The organism is Mycobacterium sp. (assembly GCF_044370595.1).
Taxonomy (GTDB): Bacteria; Actinomycetota; Actinomycetes; order Mycobacteriales; family Mycobacteriaceae; genus Mycobacterium.
In genome coordinates, this window is sequence record NZ_JBILVF010000072.1 from 1 (window position 1) to 16,414 (window position 16,414).

Here is a 16,414-nt window from a genome sequence, read left to right on the forward strand (position 1 = left end):
GCCTTGCGTTCGGCCAAGTGTTGTACCGCGGCGGAGACGTCTACGGCCCGGTGGTCAATGTCGCGGCCCGACTGTCGAGCCTCGCCCCCAAGGAGACCATCCGGATCGACCAGGCGATGGCTGCCGAGATCAGGGGTGTCAAGCAGTTCAGCCTGTCGGGCCGCCCGCCGCGTCACGTCCGGGGGTACCTTCAATTGCCCAGCTATCGCCTGCGTCGGGCCAAGTAGGCCGCCGGGTGTGCGGCCCGACAGCCAGAGTGCAAAACGGGGCGACGACGACAACAACGGCCAGTGCCTTCGCGTCCGAGCGGTCCTGACCCGTCCCCGACTAGGGTGACCGAACGTGAAACGCATGCTCGTTGCGGTCGGGTTGTTCGCCGCTCTGCTCGCCGTCGCGGCAGGTATCAACAGCGATCCTTTGTCGGGAATCGACACCGCTGTGGCGGAGTGGTTTGACGCCCACCGCAACCGCGAGCGGAACCGCGAGGACGCTGGGATCTTCGGCTACCTGGGTAGGCCGATCCACGTCCTCGTCGTGGCGGCCGTATGCGGCGCGCTGCTGTCCGCGCGGGCCAGATCGGCGGTCCCGGCGCTGTCTGTGGTCGGCGGAGTCGGGGTGGGTGCGGCGGTCGAAGCCACCCTCAAGTCCGTCATCGGACGGACGGCCACATCCGGACCACTGCTGCACTATCCGCACACGTTTCCCTCCGGACATGTCACCGGAACCGCGGCGCTGCTGGGGATGATCGCGGTCTGCCTGGGAGCGGGACGGAGTCGGGCCGTCAAGACCGCACTGGCCGTCCTGGTGACCTGCGCCGTGCTGTTCGTCGCCTACCTCGCGCTCTACATCGGCGCCCATACGTTCACCGACGTAATCGGCGGGATGCTTCTCGGTGGCGCGATCGTCGCTGCCGGTTCGGCAGTCCTCGCCGCAGCTGGCCGCGCAGCCTCCGTTTGATCCGGGTCGGCATCGCCGACATTCCGCGCAACCGCAGGGGGCTGATCAACCTGGCCGGCCCAAGTTCGCCGTAGAAGTCGGGAACCGCCGTTGCTGCCCCCGCACCCGTTTCGGCCCGGTACTGCCTGCGCTCCCGGTCGGGAGCGAGCTCCAACGTGATGACAGGGTTAACAACGCCACTATTCATGGTGAATTCCATTGTGGGCATATCCAATTGGTTGCAGTATTAGCCGGTGTTCTCCGGGTCACCACGCGTCCTTGCGGCCGTCCTCGCGGTTGCTGCCCTGTCCGGCTGCGCAGGATCGCCGCCAACGGCAGCCGACAGGAACAAACCGAGTGATCCGCCGGCGGGCGCGGTTCAGGATGGGCCGGCGCTGGACCGGGCCGGGTGGACCGACACCGTCTACGAGAAACTGGCCACGCTGATCTCAGACTCCGCCGGTCAGGGCAAAAAGGTGGTCTTCGACTTCGACAACACCACCCAGGCCCGTGACATCAGCGAGGCGATCTTGGCACAGGCGCAACAAGCCAACGCGGTCGAACCACAGAGCCTGCCCCCGGGGATGTTCCCTCCGTTCACCGCTGACGACGGAACCCAGATGTCGATCGCCAAAGGTGTCTACGACTACTACGAGGCGCTGTTGGCATCCGGCGGCGAGGCCGACCCCTTCCGCGAGTACTCCTCACTTCCCATGCCGGCGTCGGCATTCGCCGGCCGCACGGTCGGTGACTTCGTCACCCAAACCGAAGCGGTTTACAACGACGGTTCCGCGATGGCCGATCTCGGATCGGGGACCCAGTCGAAAATCCTCGGCGCCGGCCGACCGTTCATTTATCCGCAGATGGCTGATCTCTACGGCAATCTGCGCAGCCGCGGCTACGACGTGTGGATCGTGTCGGCGGGGATCGGCTGGGCGGTGCGGTGGATGGTGCAGAACGCGCTGAATCCGGCGATCGTCGCCAAGTACGGCGCCGACGCGGCGGTACCCCTGGACCACGTCGTCGCGATCACGACCCTGATGAAGGACCGCAGCAACGGCAAGCTGGTTTCGGATTACCAGCTCACGCACCAAACACCGGACGTTGCCTACATCAATCTGGACCCTGCCCGGCTGTCCCAGTTGGAGATTCTGGCGCTGCCCGACGGCCTGACGTCCTGGCGCGGCGGCAAGACCGGAGCAATCGACAACATCATCACCCGGGGCGAACTGTTCCTCGTCGCCGGCGATTCGATGGGTGACGTCGAAATGCTCAACCGCGCCCCCAACCGGCTGGTCGTCAGCCGGATGAACAAACCTGATCTCGCAGCGGGATTCGCCGATGAAATCGGCAAGGCTCCCGACGCGAACTGGATGCTGCAGCCGACGATCAACACCGCGCCGGCGGGGTTCCTGCCCACTAAGTGCGAGATGGCCACCAAAACCGCGGCCGACGCCACCGTGTCCGCAACCGCCGACAAATCGCTGACGACCCTCGCGGCCACCGGACGACTGGGCTCTTTCGATGCGTGCTGACCGGGTCGCGGCGGTGGTGGCAGCAACCGCAGTGTTGGCTGCCTGCAACACACCCGCCAAACAGGCGGGCCCCGCAACTGCATGCCCGGCGGCGAACGAACGCTTCTGCGCCGCCGCCCCCGGTGAGCTTCTCGAGGTTCGCCTCAGCGAACTGCGGCCCACCCAGCCGTCGTTAGGTTACGACGAGGTCTACTACCGCCTCGGTCGATACACCCTGGGCCCGGACGCTGCGCGGCAGCTACTGGACGCGTGGTGCGCCACCAACGGCCAAACCGGGCTGAAGGCGGCCCAGCCTGACTCCGTGATCGCCGACCCCGCGTCATTCTCGTGCGGGATTGCGGTCGGTTCGGAAACCCCGGAAAGCACCGCCGCGATGAAGACCGTTGTGATCGGGCCCGGTGGTCAGGTCTATCTCACCGATGGCCACCACACACTGACCTCGTTCTGGGAGGCGCCCGGCGGGGGACCTGACACTTCCATCAGGCTCAAGGTCGCCGGGAACCTGTCCCGGCTCGATCCCGGGGCGTTCTGGCCAGAGATGCGGGATCGCGGATGGACCTGGCTCCAGGACTCCGAGGGCAATCCCGTTGAACCGCAGAAACTTCCCGCCAGCCTGGGCTTGAAGCAGTTCGCCAACGACCAATACCGCGGGGTGCTGTATTTCGTCCGCGACGTCGGTTACGCCCAAGACGACAACAGCCCCGCGTTCCAGGAATTCTACTGGGGTGCCTGGCTGCGTTCCCAGGCTGACCCCGGCCTGCAACCGGGGAACTTCACCCTCACCGAGCTGGCTTCGTATCAGACCCTGGTCGGCAACATCGGCAAGGCGATCGTGGCGTTGCCGGGTGATACCGAGATCGCCGGCTCGCGCACCGCCGAACAGCTGGGACGGATGAAGGAATTCGGCGAGAAGGCCTTCGAGGCGCTTGGGCAGCCGGTCGATTCGGCAAAGCCGGGAAAGCTGGCCCTGTCGATGGATTACAAGACGACTCGCTAGCCCGTCATTCCAGGAGTTCCATGCGAACAACAGCCCAGAGCTGGCTCACCGATATGGATGGGGTACTGGTCCACGAGGGCCAGGCATTGCCGGGAGCGGCGGAGTTCCTCGCCCGGCTGATCGAAAAGGACCGCCGGTTCCTGGTCCTCACCAACAATTCGATCTTCACGCCGCGGGATCTGGCGGCTCGGTTGGCCCGCACCGGTTTGGCCGTTCCCGAATCGGCTATCTGGACATCGGCGCTGGCGACGGCGACCTTCCTCGACGACCAGCTGCCCAAGGGGTCCGCCTACGTGATCGGGGAGGCCGGACTCACCACGGCGCTGCATGAAGTGGGCTACACGCTCACCGACAGCGATCCGGATTTCGTCGTCTTGGGCGAAACGCGGACCTACTCGTTCGAAGCGATCACCAAGGCGATCAGGCTGATCGGTGACGGAGCCCGATTCATCGCCACCAACCCCGACGTGACGGGGCCCTCGGCCGAGGGCCCGATCCCCGCCACGGGCTCGGTGGCGGCCCTCATCACCAAGGCCTGCGGAAAGGCGCCGTACTTCGTCGGCAAGCCGAATCCGATGATGTTTCGAAGCGCGTTGAATCGCATCGAGGGCCACTCCGAGAGCACCGTGATGGTGGGAGATCGAATGGACACCGACGTGGTGGCGGGCATCGAGGCAGGACTGGAGACCATCCTCGTGCTCACCGGTTCCACCGCAGTGGAGGACGTCGATCGCTTTCCCTTCCGGCCCGCCCGGGTGCTGCCTTCCATCGCTGAGGTGATCGACCTCGTCTAGCCGGTTGATTCACTGATAGAAAGGCGTTCACCTTTTGGCAGGCGGCTCGCAACCGCAAGGTAAACGGCGTACGTCAAGGTACGAGCGCCGAATCGGCCACGACGGGAAGAGTGCTGATGTTCGAAAAGCTGGAGACCCCCCAACTCAACCGGTTGCGGCGCAAGATCACGTTGCTCTCCGGTGCCGGCACCTTCCTCGACGGGTTCGACCTGGTGATCATCGCGGTGGCTCTGCCGGTACTCAAGGACTACTTCCCCGGCATGAGCCCAGCCACCATCGCGCTGATCTCGGCGTCGGCGATCATCGGTGCGCTGATCGGAGCCACCTGGGGCGGCAGGCTGACCGACCAGTACGGCCGCAAGGCGATGTACCTGCTCGACCTGGTCTGCTTTGTCGTCTTCGCTCTGTGCGCTGCCTTCGCCTGGAACCCATTGTCGCTCATCGTGTTCCGGTTCCTACTCGGCCTCGGCATCGGTGCGGACTACCCGATTTCGGCGACGCTGGTGGCTGAGTTCAGTTCCTCGAAGGCGCGCGGTGCGCACAGTGGCAGTCTTGGAGCCATGTGGTTCGTCGGGGCACTCGCGGCTTACATCACGGGAATCCTGCTCGAACCCCTGGGGCCGAACTCCTGGCGCTATATGTTCCTGGTCGGCGCGATCCTCGCCGTGATCGTGCTCATCGCCAGGCGGACTCTGCCCGAGTCGCCGCGTTGGCTGGCCTCGGTCGGCCGGGAAGAAGACGCCCAGAAGATCATGCGTGAACTTACCGGCCATGACGTCGAGATCCCGACCGGCCGGATCACCAAGCAGCCGATCAGCGCCCTGTTCAACCAGAAGTACCGGCGGATCACGATCTTCGTCACCGGCTTTTGGACGTGCTACGCGATCGCCTACTACGGCATCACGATCTACACCCCGACCATTCTCAGCGAGTTCAACGAAGCAGGCAGTCGAACGATCGCCTACCTCGGGTCGGGTGTGGTGGCCCTCGTCGGGCTCATCGGCGCAGTCGTCGGTCTCAACCTGGCCGACAGGTGGGGCAGGCGACCGCTGATCATCACCTCCTTCGCCGGCTTGGCTACTGCCCTGCTGATCCTCACTCTCACCCCGGCACCCGGTCTGGGCTTCCTCGTCGCGCTGTTCAGCTTCGCCGTGCTCTTCGCCAACATGGGCGGCGGGATCCTGAACTTCGTCTACCCGACCGAGCTGTACCCGACCGGAGTGCGGGCCACCGGTATGGGTTTCGCCACCAGCGTCAGCCGGATCGGCTCGATCGCGGGCGTGTTGGTCTTCCCCGGCATGATTGCGGCCTGGGGTCAGCAGGCCGCATTGGGCTTCTTCTTCGCGGTCGCCATGATCGCCCTGATCATCTGCGTGAAGATGGCGCCGGAGACCAAGGGTCAGAGTTTGGAGGTCTTGGCCAAGGAGGGCGATTACGAAGGCGAGCTGGCCCACCCATGAGCATTCCCGGCACGATCTGGCTGAGCATGTGGAGCGCCGGCGAACGGCCCACCGACGGGGACTTCGCGGCAGTCCGCGACTGCGGAGCTGTTGACGGCGTCGAGATCTGGACCGAGCACCCCGACGCCGCCGGGGAGATCCGGGCCGCCGCCCGACACGGTCTGCAGGTCGGTGTCCACCTGCCCTTCCACGACCTCAACCCGGTCTCCGACGACCCCGTTGTCGCCGATCTCGCCCTGCAACGCAACCGGGAGTGGCTACGTCGGCTGGCCGATTCCGGGGGAGTCCACGCCGTCCTGCACGGCGGGTACGCCGCCAGCGCGGTCGACCGGGAAGCCAAGCTCCCCAGGCTCGTCGAATTCACCTCGACGCTGCATGTCGACGCCGCCGGCCTCGGAATCGAACTTCTGCTGGAGAACCTGATCCCCGACAAACTCGGCTACACCCACATCATGGCGTCCAACCTGGCGGAGTGGTCGCAGCTCCTCAACGACATCGGCTGCGGCGCAACCCTGGACACCAGCCACGCCGCTGCCGGCGGAATCGCTCTGACCGACGTGTTCGACACCCTCGGTTCGTCGGTGCGGGCCATCCACCTTTCAGACAATGACGGGGTCTCCGACTTACACCTGTTGCCTGGCGACGGCAACGACATCACCGCCGAACTACCCGCAATCCTGTCCGGCATCGGCTACGACGGCGTCGTCACCTACGAGATAAGCCCGCTGCGCTATTCGCTGTCCGAGATCTTGACCCACATCGCCGCGGAAGCCGCGCGATGATCGCTGCCATGCGCGAATCGCGACTGAAATGACCCAGGGCCAGCGGAGGCGCAGCGGCATTGAGGCGGTGCTTTTCGACATGGACGGCACCCTGGTCGACACCGACGAGCACTGGCACGCCGCAGAAGTGGCTACCTTCGCCCACTACGACGTGCCCTGGACCGATCACGATCATGCGGCGCTACTCGGCGTACCTGTGGTGCCGGCCACGCAGTACATGCTGGAAAAGCTAGGCGGTGCACGAACTTTCGAGGAAGTTTCCACCCGTATGATGGACAATCTGATCGCCCGGTTGCACGCCAATGACATAGCCTGGCGCCCGGGGGCCCGGGAACTACTGGCTCGTCTGCACGATTGCGGGATCGCGACGGCGCTGGTGACGGCGAGCAGAATGCCCCTGGTGGAGGGCGTATTCCACGACGTTCATGCCCTCGGGTTCGACACGGTGGTTACCGGCGACGATGTGGCTGTCACCAAACCCCATCCGGCCCCCTACTTGTTGGCCCTTGAGCGGTTGGGGCGCACAGCCGCCACCTCGGTGGCGTGCGAGGATTCCAAAACCGGTGTGCGCGCCGCACGTGCGGCGGGACTGACCGTCATCGCAATTCCCCACTTGGTTGCGCTGGACCCCGAGCCCGGAGTGGTTGCAGTATCGGACCTCATGGAGGTCGACATCGCGTTCCTGGATGCGCTGGTCGGCGTCACGGGGTAGCGGTGACCGGCTGACGTGGCGTGGCCGACGCTCGTCAGGCCTTCGCCCGCGGGGACGTCCTCTTCTCTGGGACCTTCTTGGCCGGGACCTTCTTGGCCGGGACCTTCTCAGCCGGGACCTTATTGGCGGGAGCCTGTTTCGCGGGGGTCTTTTTCGCCGCCACCTTTTCTGCTGGGACTTTTTGTGCTGGGGCCTTCTGCACGGCCGTTGCGGCCTTGGCCGGTGCGGCAGTTCCTTCCCCGTGAGATGCCGCGATTTCCTGCTCAATCGTTACGGCCAGTTCCTGCTCCTTGGCCGCCACGTCACCGAGTTGGCGGGAGACCACCGCTGAGCCGACACCCATCGCCAGTGCCACCGGCCAGTCGATCAGTTCGACTGCTGCCAGTCCCGCCAATGCGGCGTAGAGGGCAAGCTGCCGCGGAGAGGGCACCGGAACCCGGCCCACCATCGGCAACTCAATCGAATACACCTTGCCCTCGGCCACCTGCCGGGACGCTTCGCGCTGGGCGGCAATGAGTTTGTCTGTCAGGAACATGTTCGTGTCCTATTCACTTGAGTGTCTTTTTTCGGTCACCGGCGGGGGCTTGCCTGGGCTTATGACTGATAAGTCCAGCTTCGCTGGAAGCGACGTGCTTGTGGACCTCGGTACGCGGTTGATCACCCCCGTCGTCCGCGAGCTTTACGCCGTCCTCGTCCAAGTCGGCGTCATCGTCGTCGAGGAGTGAGGTTTCCGGAAACGGAAGCAGCCGCTCCAGCAGCCTGGGCGCGTACAGACTGAGCAATGAGGCGGCCCCGGTGGCGGCAAAGGCCTGACCCCATCCCAGCGGGTCAATCGGCATGCAGCCGAACAGCTGGCTCAGCCCGGGAGTGCTGATCACCCCGGCCAGTGCCAGAAACGATCCGGCTGTGGTCGCCACCACCAACGGGCTGCGCGAGTCGGCGACGGTTTGCGCGAGTTGTGTGCACACCAGACCGATCAGAGCGATGGTTGCCGCGCGCCGCTGGGTCCCGGTCAGCCGTCCCATCAGCCAGGCCAGCGTCGCGCCGGCAGTCGTCGCTGTTCCACGGACGGCGATCGCTCGCCACATCGCCTGCTCGTCACGGTCCACGGTTGGTGTGCCGTCCTGGCTGCTGACCGCCAACGCCGCGGCGGGCAGCGCGTCGGTGAGCATGTTGACCAGCAGCATTTGCCGCGCGTTGAGTACCGATCGGCCGGTGACCAGTGCGGTCAACAGTGCGAACATCACTTCTCCGGCATTGCCGCCGAGCAGGACCGACACCGCAGACTGGACCCGCCGCCACAGCTGATCGCCTTCGTCCAGTGCGGCGAGGAGTGCCTCGATGTGCCCGTCGAGCAGCAACATGTCGGCTGAGCTTCGCGCGGGATCGCTGCCCGCCGCGGCGACCGCGATCCCGACACTGGCGGCACGAATTGCGGCGGCGTCATTGGCACCATCACCGACCATCGCGGTGACCAGGCCGATACGTTCGAGCGTCTGAACAACGTCGACCTTGTGTTCGGGGGACATCCTGGCGAACACCACGCAGTCGGCGACGGCCGCCGCGCGTTCCTCAGCGGACATCGCCTCCCAGTCGCCGCCGGTGACCACCTGGTCATCGGTGACCGCCAGGCCGAGTTCGTGTGCGATGACCAGGGCGGTCACCGGGTGGTCTCCGGTGATCAGCCGTATCCCGACGCCACGGGCACTCAATTCGGCCAATAACGGTGCTGCAGTTGCGCGGGGCGTGTCGGCCAGGCCGAGCAAACCCAGTGGTTTCAGACCCGACCGGCAGAGCCGTTCCATCGCTGCCGGTTCGGCGGCGGCACGCGCCGCCTGGCGGGGGGTCAACGTCCGCTCCGCGACTGCCAGCACCCGCAGCCCCTCAGCGGCGAGGTCGGCGGTGGTCGACGCCAACTCAGGCCAGGTGCCGGCCACGGCGGCCGCTATCACTTCAGGAGCACCCTTGATCGTTAGGCGATTCCCGGTCAGCGATGCGGCGAACGGTCGTCCCGACTGGAAGGGAAGGAGGGCTTTCCGGTCAGCGGCGGCGGTGTCGGCCGCCGCCTGGCGGATCGCCTCGTCCGTGGCGTGGTCCGTCTTACCGTCGTGGGCGACGACGGTGCTGCCCGCCGCGGCGAGAACGGTGGTCCGGGTATGGCCGGTCAGCGGGCACACCCGTTTGACCTGCAGGCGGTTCTCACTGAGGGTGCCCGTCTTGTCGAAACACACCACCTTGAGACGGGCGAGCGCCTCTACCGAGTTGGGGTTGCGGATGAGCACGTTCTGGCTGCTGAGCTTACGCGCGGCGGCCAGTTGCGCGAGCGTGGCGACCAACGGCAGACCCTCGGGGACGGCGGCCACGCTCACGGCGACCGCGCTGCCCGCCGCCGCCCGCAGCGTCGACCCACGCACCACGCTCAACAACCCGACCAGCGCGCCCCCGCCCAAGGTCCAGGGCAGCGCGCGTCTGGTGATGCGGGCCAGCTGATAGGGCAGACCGATCTCGCGACTTGTTGTGGGCGCCATGGCGACGGCCCGCATCACCTCGGTTGCGGGGCCGATCGCGGTGACCACGGCGGTACCGGTACCGGCAACAACGGTGCAGCCGGCGTAGATCATGCAGGACCGCTCCGCCAGGGGAGCGCCCGGAGCCGGATCGGTGTGCTTGGGCACCGGTAGCGACTCGCCGGTCAGGCGCGACTCGTCGATCTCGACGTTGTCGGCCCCGATAAGCCGCGCGTCGGCGGGTACCACGTCGCCCGGACGCACCTCGATGACGTCACCGGGACGCAACGCTGCCGCCGCGACGTCTTCGCAGGTGCCGTCCTCGAATTGTCCAACCCGCCGTCGGGCCGGGGGATCCTGGACGGCCAGCAGGCGGCGCAGCGTGCGCTGCGCGTGCAGTTGCTGCTGGGTCGACAGTGCGGTGTTGGTGAGCAGGACACTACTGACCAACGCGGCGTCCAAGGGTGATCCGAGCAGCGCGCTGGCCACCGCACCGGTGGCCAGTATCGGGGTGATCGGGTCGGCGAGATTCGCCCGGAACTCCCCGGCCAGACCGCTGGCGATAGACCAGGCCTTTCCGGCTGTGACGAGCGCGAATCGAGCCGGTACCAACAGAATTGGCGGGGCCTGCTGAGTCTGATCAGGGATCGTCGGTGGCTGCGGTAGCAGACGATAGACTTCGTCGACCGACAGGCCATGCCATTCCTGACCTGGTTCAGCGCTGGGCAGTGGCTCGTCGAAAACCTTGCTTCCTGAGCGAAAACCCGTCCACAGCCCGGCGAAGACGGTGGTGTTGACGGCGTCGGGACCGTATCCGGGCACACCGGGGATCAGCATCAGCGCCCCGATCGCCGAACCGGACAGCGATAGGCGCACCCCCCGGGCGCTCGCATCGCGGGCGGCGGGAATGGCCCGAAGAATCCGCCATGCCGCCGGTAGATCGGGCACGAATAGGTCGGCGCCCCAGGGCGGCCCATGCTCACCGGTGATCCCGATGGTGATGTCGGCGTCATGTTGGGCGGCCATCGCCGAGGTGGTCAGCAATACCACCGTCGCGCCGTCGACACGGAGCGAGGTGACGGCGTCGGCCAGGGCATCATCGAGCGAACCGACTATCGGGTGGAGGCGGTCGAATCCCTGCCGCAGCGAGCGCAAGCCGTCGTCGTTGACCGATATAACCTGGGCGCCGGTCCGGCGGGCTGCGCTGACCACCGCGGTGGCCAGTGGGTCGCGCAGGGGGCTCACCAGCACCTCACCCCCGGTGCCGGCAGAGGGGATTGCCGAACAGCGGTGCCAGCCGGGCCCGATCAGGCCTGCTTCGAGGGAGGCCTGGGCAGCCTGCCACGCCGTGGTGCGCCGGGCCCCGGCCACACCCCGTACCCGGCTGACCACGAGTTGGGCGGTGTAGAGGGCGCGCGGGTCGATGACGATGGCATCGACCCGATCCAGCGCCCGCAAGGCCCGTGGCCGGATGATCACCGTTTCGTGCTGCGTGGTGAGCCCGCGGGTCATGGCACAGCCGAATGCTTCTCGCGCCGCGCGGGAGGGCTTGGGGGCCGCCACCAGTGCTGTGGCGCCGGCGATAGCGGGACTTCGCGACAGGGCGCCGATCACCGCGGCAGCGGCCACACCGATCCAACCGGCCTGGTTGGCGTAGTCCTCCCCTGGACCGTCAGCGAAAACCGTTGTGCCGCGGCGGGGGTGGAGACCTTCGGGGCTCTGTGCGGCGAAACCCGGCTCGTGACGGTGCCAGGCCTGACGCACGGCCCAGGCTTCGTTGACGAGCAGGGTACGGGTTGCCGCGTCCGCGGCGGCGGCGGTCGGCGATAACGTGAGAACATTGGCCGCCGCGTTGAGCACCGTTAGCAGAAGATCGGTTCCCTCGTTACCCAGCGCGTGGACCAGTTGATGCCGGACGGCGGGGACTTGATCCGCCAGAGTCGGCACGACGGCAACGATTTTGGGCAGGCCGGGAAGCAGTCGCATCGTGGCGCCGGTCAGCGACAGGCCGAGGCTGGCGCCGGCGGCAACGGCCCCGAGGGCCCGTGCCACCAGAAGGGCATCGTCACCGGGAAGGCTGTGGGGGCGATGCGACTTCGGCCGGTGGGCCTTGCGTTCGGCGTCGGCGACGACACCCGGCAACGTCTGCTGGGCGCACTCCGGAGTGGTGGTGATCACGACCCTGGAAACGGATCGGTTGATCACCGCGTCGATGACTCCGGGAACCGCGCGCACGTGCTCGAGCACGTCATGGGCGATGGCCTCGGCGTCGGGACCTGATAGTCCGCGAACCTCAATCCAATGCCGCCGGCCGTGGCGGCTGACCCGTCGGGCCGGAGGGCCTCCGACGGCTTCAAGAGCCAGGGTCGCCACCGTGCGCGTCGCGGTGCGCGCCCCGGGGAGGGCATCAAGCAGGGTTACACCGGCGCGGGTGGCCGCCGAACCGCCGACCAGGGCGGCTGCCCCTGCCGCACCTGCGACCACGGCGGTGGTCGTGGTCGCCATGCGGAGGCCGTCTGCGGCAATCTGCAGAGGAGCCCCCACTATCGCCGCCAGCCCCCAACCCCTCGGCGGTCTAATCACGCTTTCACGGTATCCGGTGACAGTGAACAGAACACGGGGCCAAAAGACTCTCAACCAGGCGGTGGAGCCGCGGAAACTACAGTCGTTTGATCCGGCCCTGATACTCGGCGAGGTAGGCAGCATTGCTGTGCTCCCCGGCCTCACCGTTGGCGCTCTGCCAGACCGGCGCATGGTGGCCCCGCCGCTGCAATTCGGCCACCGTGGCGGCGACCAACGCCTGCACGAGTGCGCTGCCGACGACGGTGGATGTCGCCGAGACGGCAGTGGGACATCCGTCAACCCGCACGGCGGCATCGCCGTCGGCGCCGTAGTTGTCGAAAACCAGGTCGGCACAGTCGAGAAGTTTCCGCCCGCTGGGGTGCCGCGAATTGACTCGACGGGAGAAAACCACGGAGGTCAGCGCCAGGACCGTGGCGCCGCGTGCCTTGGCGGCCAGCGCCACTTCGATGGGCACGGCGTTGCGGCCGGAATTGGAGATCACCAGCACTACGTCGCCGGCCTGCACCGGTTCGTCCTGCAGCAGTTGCTCGGCATAGCCGGGAACCCGTTCCAGCCAGGTAGATCGTCGGGCGTTGACCATCACCGACAGCGGCACATCCAAAATCGCGTTCACCGGAACCAGTCCACCGGCCCGGTAGAACAACTCGGCGGCCAAGAGTTGGGAGTGCCCGCTGCCGAACACATGCCAGAGTCCGCCCGCGATGATGCAGTCGGCGATTTGCGACGCGGCTTCCTCCAGAGCGGGCAGTTGCTCGTCGCGCACGCGCTGCAGCAGTGCGCTGACGGTGTCCAGGTATTCCTCGGCGTACCTGCTCATCGGGGTCCGACTAAACCATTCGCACAGTGGCCGTTTTGATGTCGTAGACGGCGCCGACGATGCCAAGGGCCCCGACCCGCTCAGCCTCGGCGAGCAGCGTGCTGCCGCGACGCACCCGGTCGATAACCGCTTTCACGTTGCGGACGATGGCATCGTCGATGTCCGTCGCTCCGGCGATCCCAGGCTTGATGCGGTCGACGATGGCCTGAATGTTGTTACCCGGGGTGGCGTCTTCGAACGCGGCTTTCACCGCACCGCACGCTGAATGACCAAGAACCACCAACGCTTTGGCCTTGAGCACCGCATGCCCGAACTCCAGACTGCCGAGGTTGGTCGGGGAATCGGCGATGTTTCCCGCCTCGCGGACCACGAAGATGTCCCCGACGAACTGATCGAAGACCAGTTCGGGCGCCAACCGGCTGTCTGCGCAGCCGAGCACCATCGCGAACGGTTCCTGCCCGGTCGCGACCTGGGTCCACAGAATCTCGATGTCTGCAACGTCGCGGACTTGCGGTTTGCGGTCGGCGAACCGGGCGTTGCCCTGCATCAACAGGTCGACGGCCTCCTGCGGGGTCGCCGGTCGCGGTGCCGGGCCGGCATCCCGGCTGATTTTTTCCGGTGAACTGTCCTGGCTGCAGGCGGCGAGCCCGACTGTGACCGCAGGCAGGGCCGCCAACGCGACGCGGCGGGAGCGGTTGATCCCCGGGTCTTGTACTGCGCTCAACTGTTCTCCCTGGATGCGGTGGATTAAGCCGATCCAAGCAGACCGCTGCCGAATTTGGTTCCATCTGATTGGAAGTCGCGCAGAAGGCCCGCTAGATGTATGTGCGGTCGCTGATCATGGCTTCACGCTGGGGAGTGTCCGGTCTGGGCAAAGGAACCCTCTGATCGGAACGTGCCTGTGGTGATTGCCTTCGCGGCCGGGGCCCGGGCGCACCCGTGTGACACTTGCGCCGTGCCGCAGATTCGTGGGAACCAGGGCTGTTGTCGGCGCTGACCGCTCTGCTTCGCGACATCCTCAATCCCGACGACGTGGTGGTGGGAGGTCAAGCCTTCACCGAATACCCCGAAGGTCTGCGGCAGGTTAGCGCCGCCTCGGTCAAAGGATCGCTTCTGCCAGGCCGCGACATTCGCGTAACGAGGTTCGGCAACCGAGTGCAGGAGGCAGGTGCCGGCGTTGTCTCGTTGAGCGCGCTCTACGCCGACCCACTCAATGCCCTTCGCCGCTCGCGTAATGCTCGGCCGCAGGTGTTCGCCGGTCAGACCGGGTGAAGATGTGCTCGAGTTGGCTAATGGCCACCCATTTGCCAACCGGCAGTCGCGCAACGGTCACACAGGGTTGCCTGGCCGAAAAGGCGTCGCCAAAGCCCTACTGACGTGGCAGCCTTCCGGTATCGCTCTTTTGCTGTAGCAACAGGAGCGCATTAATGTTCCCCACTCGAATACCGTTGTGAGACAGGCGTGGCTGCTGTGGCCTCAGTTCTGAGCAAAATTCTTAGGCCCACAGTTGGACAACGACGACGCCACTTTCGTAACCTGACCGGGACCTAGAGCACAGGACAGGCAGATCGACGAAGACGCCGTCGACAGCAGTCAAAGGATGCGAAGTCTTGAAGTTTCACCCCGCGTTGGCGGCGAAATCAGTTGTCTGTAAGCCGCTTGTCGCAATGATGGTCGGGTTTACCACGCTGAGCATGGCCACCGCCGGCGTCGTTCACGCCGAACCCGACCACGACAGCGTGGCAAATCTCGATGATCTGGCGCGGCAGTCGGATGAGTTGGCCAACACGATCAACGCGGCCCAGCAGGACCTGAACCAGAAACTCCAACTGGTCGCCGAGGCGGACAACAAGCAGGCCGCTGATTTGGCTGCTCTCGACGCGACCCGGGCGCAGTTGGCCACCTATCAGGGTTCGGTCAACAATCTGGCTGCTGCGGTCTACATGGGCGGGCGCACCGACGTTGAAACCGCGCTTCTGACCGCCGCCTCGCCGACGAACCTGATCGACAAACTGTCCATCCAGCGGGTCATGGCCACCGAAATGGCCGAGCAGATGAAGAGCTACCGCCGGGTGGACCAGGAAGCCCAGATCGCCGCGACCGCGTCGGCGGTGTCGGCGGCCGGGGCGCGTGCCGCCGCCAACGAGGCCGCCGCCCTGCGGGCGGATCTGCGCCGCAAGCAGTCGGAGTTGCAGACGCAGATCAACCAGGCCAAGGCCCGCTACATGCTGCTGCCCCCCGCCGAGCAGCGGGCTCAGGCCCCGTCACCGGCGGTCGTTAAGGCGTTGGGTCTGGTCAACCCGGTACCCACCGTCGGGATGGGCGGCCTGGTCCCCAACGCCAGGAGCCTTGCGGCCTACATCATCGCGACCTACCCGGGCGTGCGGTCCATCGGCGGTGTCCGTGCCGATCCGCTTCCGGATCACCCCAGTGGCCGCGCCATCGACATCATGCTCGACGATATGGCGCTGGGCGACGTGATCCTCGCCGACATTCACAGCCAGGCAGCACGTTTCGGCGTCGACTACACCCTGTGGCGGGTGGCCGCGCATTTCGACCACATCCACGTCACCGTCCGCTAGTTCTCCCCCATTTGAGCTCATCTGTGCTCATCTGACCGGTCGCGCCACCCTGTCCGGCCCCATCATCGGAACCACGAACTCTGCCAGCATGGCCCGCTCGTCGGCGGGATCACGGCCCGGGACGGTCAGAAACGACGTCAGCACTCGCACCAGCCAGCGTGCCTGCCGACGGGCTGACGCGGCGTTCCCGGCGTCCACCGAGAGCAGGAAACCGGCCGTCATCGCCTGCACCACCTCAGAACCCTCGGCTGCCTCGGCGCCGATCGCCGTACGCCTGAACCAGGCTGCCAGCGCGGGGTTTTCGCGCACCAGCCGCAGGGCTGTCGTCACTGCGGTGAGTAGGCGTTCCTGCGGATCGCGGATACCGCTGACCTCCTCGGCAAGCTGCCGGTTGATCGCCTGGGCGTGCCGGTGCACGTAGCCGGCGTGCAGCATCTCCCGATTCTCGAAGTATCGGTAGACCGTTGCCCGGGAACAGCCCGCCGCCCGGGCGATGTCGTTCATGCCGACCGATTCCACACCACGTTCGGCGAAGAGGGCTCCGGCGGCGTCGAGAATCCGGTCACACGCCGCCGCCGTGCGCGCCGGTCCCAACCAGTTGGACACTCAGTCTCCGATCCGAACCGGAACCGATAACGGCCGCCGCACGTAATTGCCGCCAGCCCAGAGGATTCCGCTTTCGTCGACCTCGAACTCCGGGCATCGCCGG

Annotated in this window: 14 protein-coding genes and 2 pseudogenes; 10 read left to right on the forward strand and 6 right to left on the reverse strand. The window is 66.3% G+C overall.

Annotated features, from left to right (window positions below; genetic code table 11):
- A partial coding sequence (locus ADBZ5N_RS11060; RefSeq protein ID WP_526257534.1) for an adenylate/guanylate cyclase domain-containing protein occupies positions 1-227 on the forward strand: 227 nt, incomplete at its 5' end.
- Positions 228-351: 124 nt separating this feature from the next.
- A complete protein-coding gene (locus ADBZ5N_RS11065) occupies positions 352-957 on the forward strand; it encodes a phosphatase PAP2 family protein (protein ID WP_526257547.1) in 606 nt (201 codons plus the stop codon).
- Here the strand turns inward: ADBZ5N_RS11065 and ADBZ5N_RS11070 are convergent.
- Positions 941-1,051 (reverse strand): annotated as a pseudogene (locus tag ADBZ5N_RS11070) (cysteine desulfuration protein SufE); the annotation flags it as partial. The gene ADBZ5N_RS11065 and the pseudogene ADBZ5N_RS11070 sit on opposite strands and share 17 nt — an antisense overlap.
- Positions 1,052-1,190: 139 nt before the next feature.
- On the opposite strand from ADBZ5N_RS11070, the gene ADBZ5N_RS11075 reads away from it, so the two are divergent.
- The 6 genes from ADBZ5N_RS11075 to ADBZ5N_RS11100 all read left to right on the forward strand — a co-directional run bounded on the left by ADBZ5N_RS11075 (position 1,191) and on the right by ADBZ5N_RS11100 (position 7,216).
- A complete protein-coding gene (locus ADBZ5N_RS11075) occupies positions 1,191-2,471 on the forward strand; it encodes an HAD family hydrolase (RefSeq protein WP_526257535.1) in 1,281 nt (426 codons plus the stop codon).
- Positions 2,461-3,468 (forward strand): ParB/Srx family N-terminal domain-containing protein, encoded by a 1,008-nt coding sequence (locus ADBZ5N_RS11080; RefSeq protein ID WP_526257536.1) that lies wholly within the window; start codon positions 2,461-2,463, stop codon positions 3,466-3,468. Before ADBZ5N_RS11075 ends, ADBZ5N_RS11080 begins: the two co-directional genes overlap by 11 nt.
- A gap of 20 nt (positions 3,469-3,488) precedes the next feature.
- Entirely contained in the window at positions 3,489-4,262 is a 774-nt protein-coding gene (locus ADBZ5N_RS11085; RefSeq protein ID WP_526257537.1) for an HAD-IIA family hydrolase, read from the forward strand.
- A gap of 116 nt (positions 4,263-4,378) precedes the next feature.
- Positions 4,379-5,722 (forward strand): MFS transporter, encoded by a 1,344-nt coding sequence (locus ADBZ5N_RS11090; RefSeq protein ID WP_526257538.1) that lies wholly within the window; start codon positions 4,379-4,381, stop codon positions 5,720-5,722.
- A complete protein-coding gene (locus tag ADBZ5N_RS11095) occupies positions 5,719-6,504 on the forward strand; it encodes a sugar phosphate isomerase/epimerase family protein (protein WP_526257539.1) in 786 nt (261 codons plus the stop codon). Before ADBZ5N_RS11090 ends, ADBZ5N_RS11095 begins: the two co-directional genes overlap by 4 nt.
- A gap of 28 nt (positions 6,505-6,532) precedes the next feature.
- A complete protein-coding gene (locus ADBZ5N_RS11100) occupies positions 6,533-7,216 on the forward strand; it encodes an HAD family hydrolase (RefSeq protein WP_526257540.1) in 684 nt (227 codons plus the stop codon).
- Positions 7,217-7,250: 34 nt separating this feature from the next.
- Here ADBZ5N_RS11100 and ADBZ5N_RS11105 read toward each other — a convergent pair whose 3' ends face one another.
- The 4 genes from ADBZ5N_RS11105 to ADBZ5N_RS11120 all read right to left on the reverse strand — a co-directional run bounded on the left by ADBZ5N_RS11105 (position 7,251) and on the right by ADBZ5N_RS11120 (position 13,847).
- Entirely contained in the window at positions 7,251-7,751 is a 501-nt protein-coding gene (locus ADBZ5N_RS11105; protein WP_526257541.1) for a hypothetical protein, read from the reverse strand.
- 13 nt (positions 7,752-7,764) lie between these two features.
- A complete protein-coding gene (locus ADBZ5N_RS11110) occupies positions 7,765-12,228 on the reverse strand; it encodes an HAD-IC family P-type ATPase (protein ID WP_526257542.1) in 4,464 nt (1,487 codons plus the stop codon).
- 154 nt (positions 12,229-12,382) lie between these two features.
- Entirely contained in the window at positions 12,383-13,123 is a 741-nt protein-coding gene (locus ADBZ5N_RS11115; protein WP_526257543.1) for a sugar isomerase domain-containing protein, read from the reverse strand.
- 10 nt (positions 13,124-13,133) lie between these two features.
- Positions 13,134-13,847, reverse strand: a complete 714-nt coding sequence (locus ADBZ5N_RS11120; protein WP_526257544.1) for a carbonic anhydrase — start codon at positions 13,845-13,847, stop codon at positions 13,134-13,136.
- A gap of 257 nt (positions 13,848-14,104) precedes the next feature.
- Here ADBZ5N_RS11120 and ADBZ5N_RS11125 point away from each other — a divergent pair.
- A pseudogene (locus tag ADBZ5N_RS11125) lies at positions 14,105-14,395 on the forward strand (hypothetical protein); the annotation flags it as partial.
- A 422-nt stretch (positions 14,396-14,817) separates the two neighbouring features.
- Positions 14,818-15,705 carry a coiled-coil domain-containing protein gene (locus tag ADBZ5N_RS11130; protein WP_526257545.1) on the forward strand — a complete coding sequence of 296 codons (888 nt, stop codon included), beginning with the start codon at positions 14,818-14,820 and terminating at the stop codon, positions 15,703-15,705.
- A 27-nt stretch (positions 15,706-15,732) separates the two neighbouring features.
- Here ADBZ5N_RS11130 and ADBZ5N_RS11135 read toward each other — a convergent pair whose 3' ends face one another.
- Positions 15,733-16,311 (reverse strand): TetR/AcrR family transcriptional regulator, encoded by a 579-nt coding sequence (locus ADBZ5N_RS11135; protein ID WP_526257546.1) that lies wholly within the window; start codon positions 16,309-16,311, stop codon positions 15,733-15,735.
- Positions 16,312-16,414: the final 103 nt, after the last annotated feature.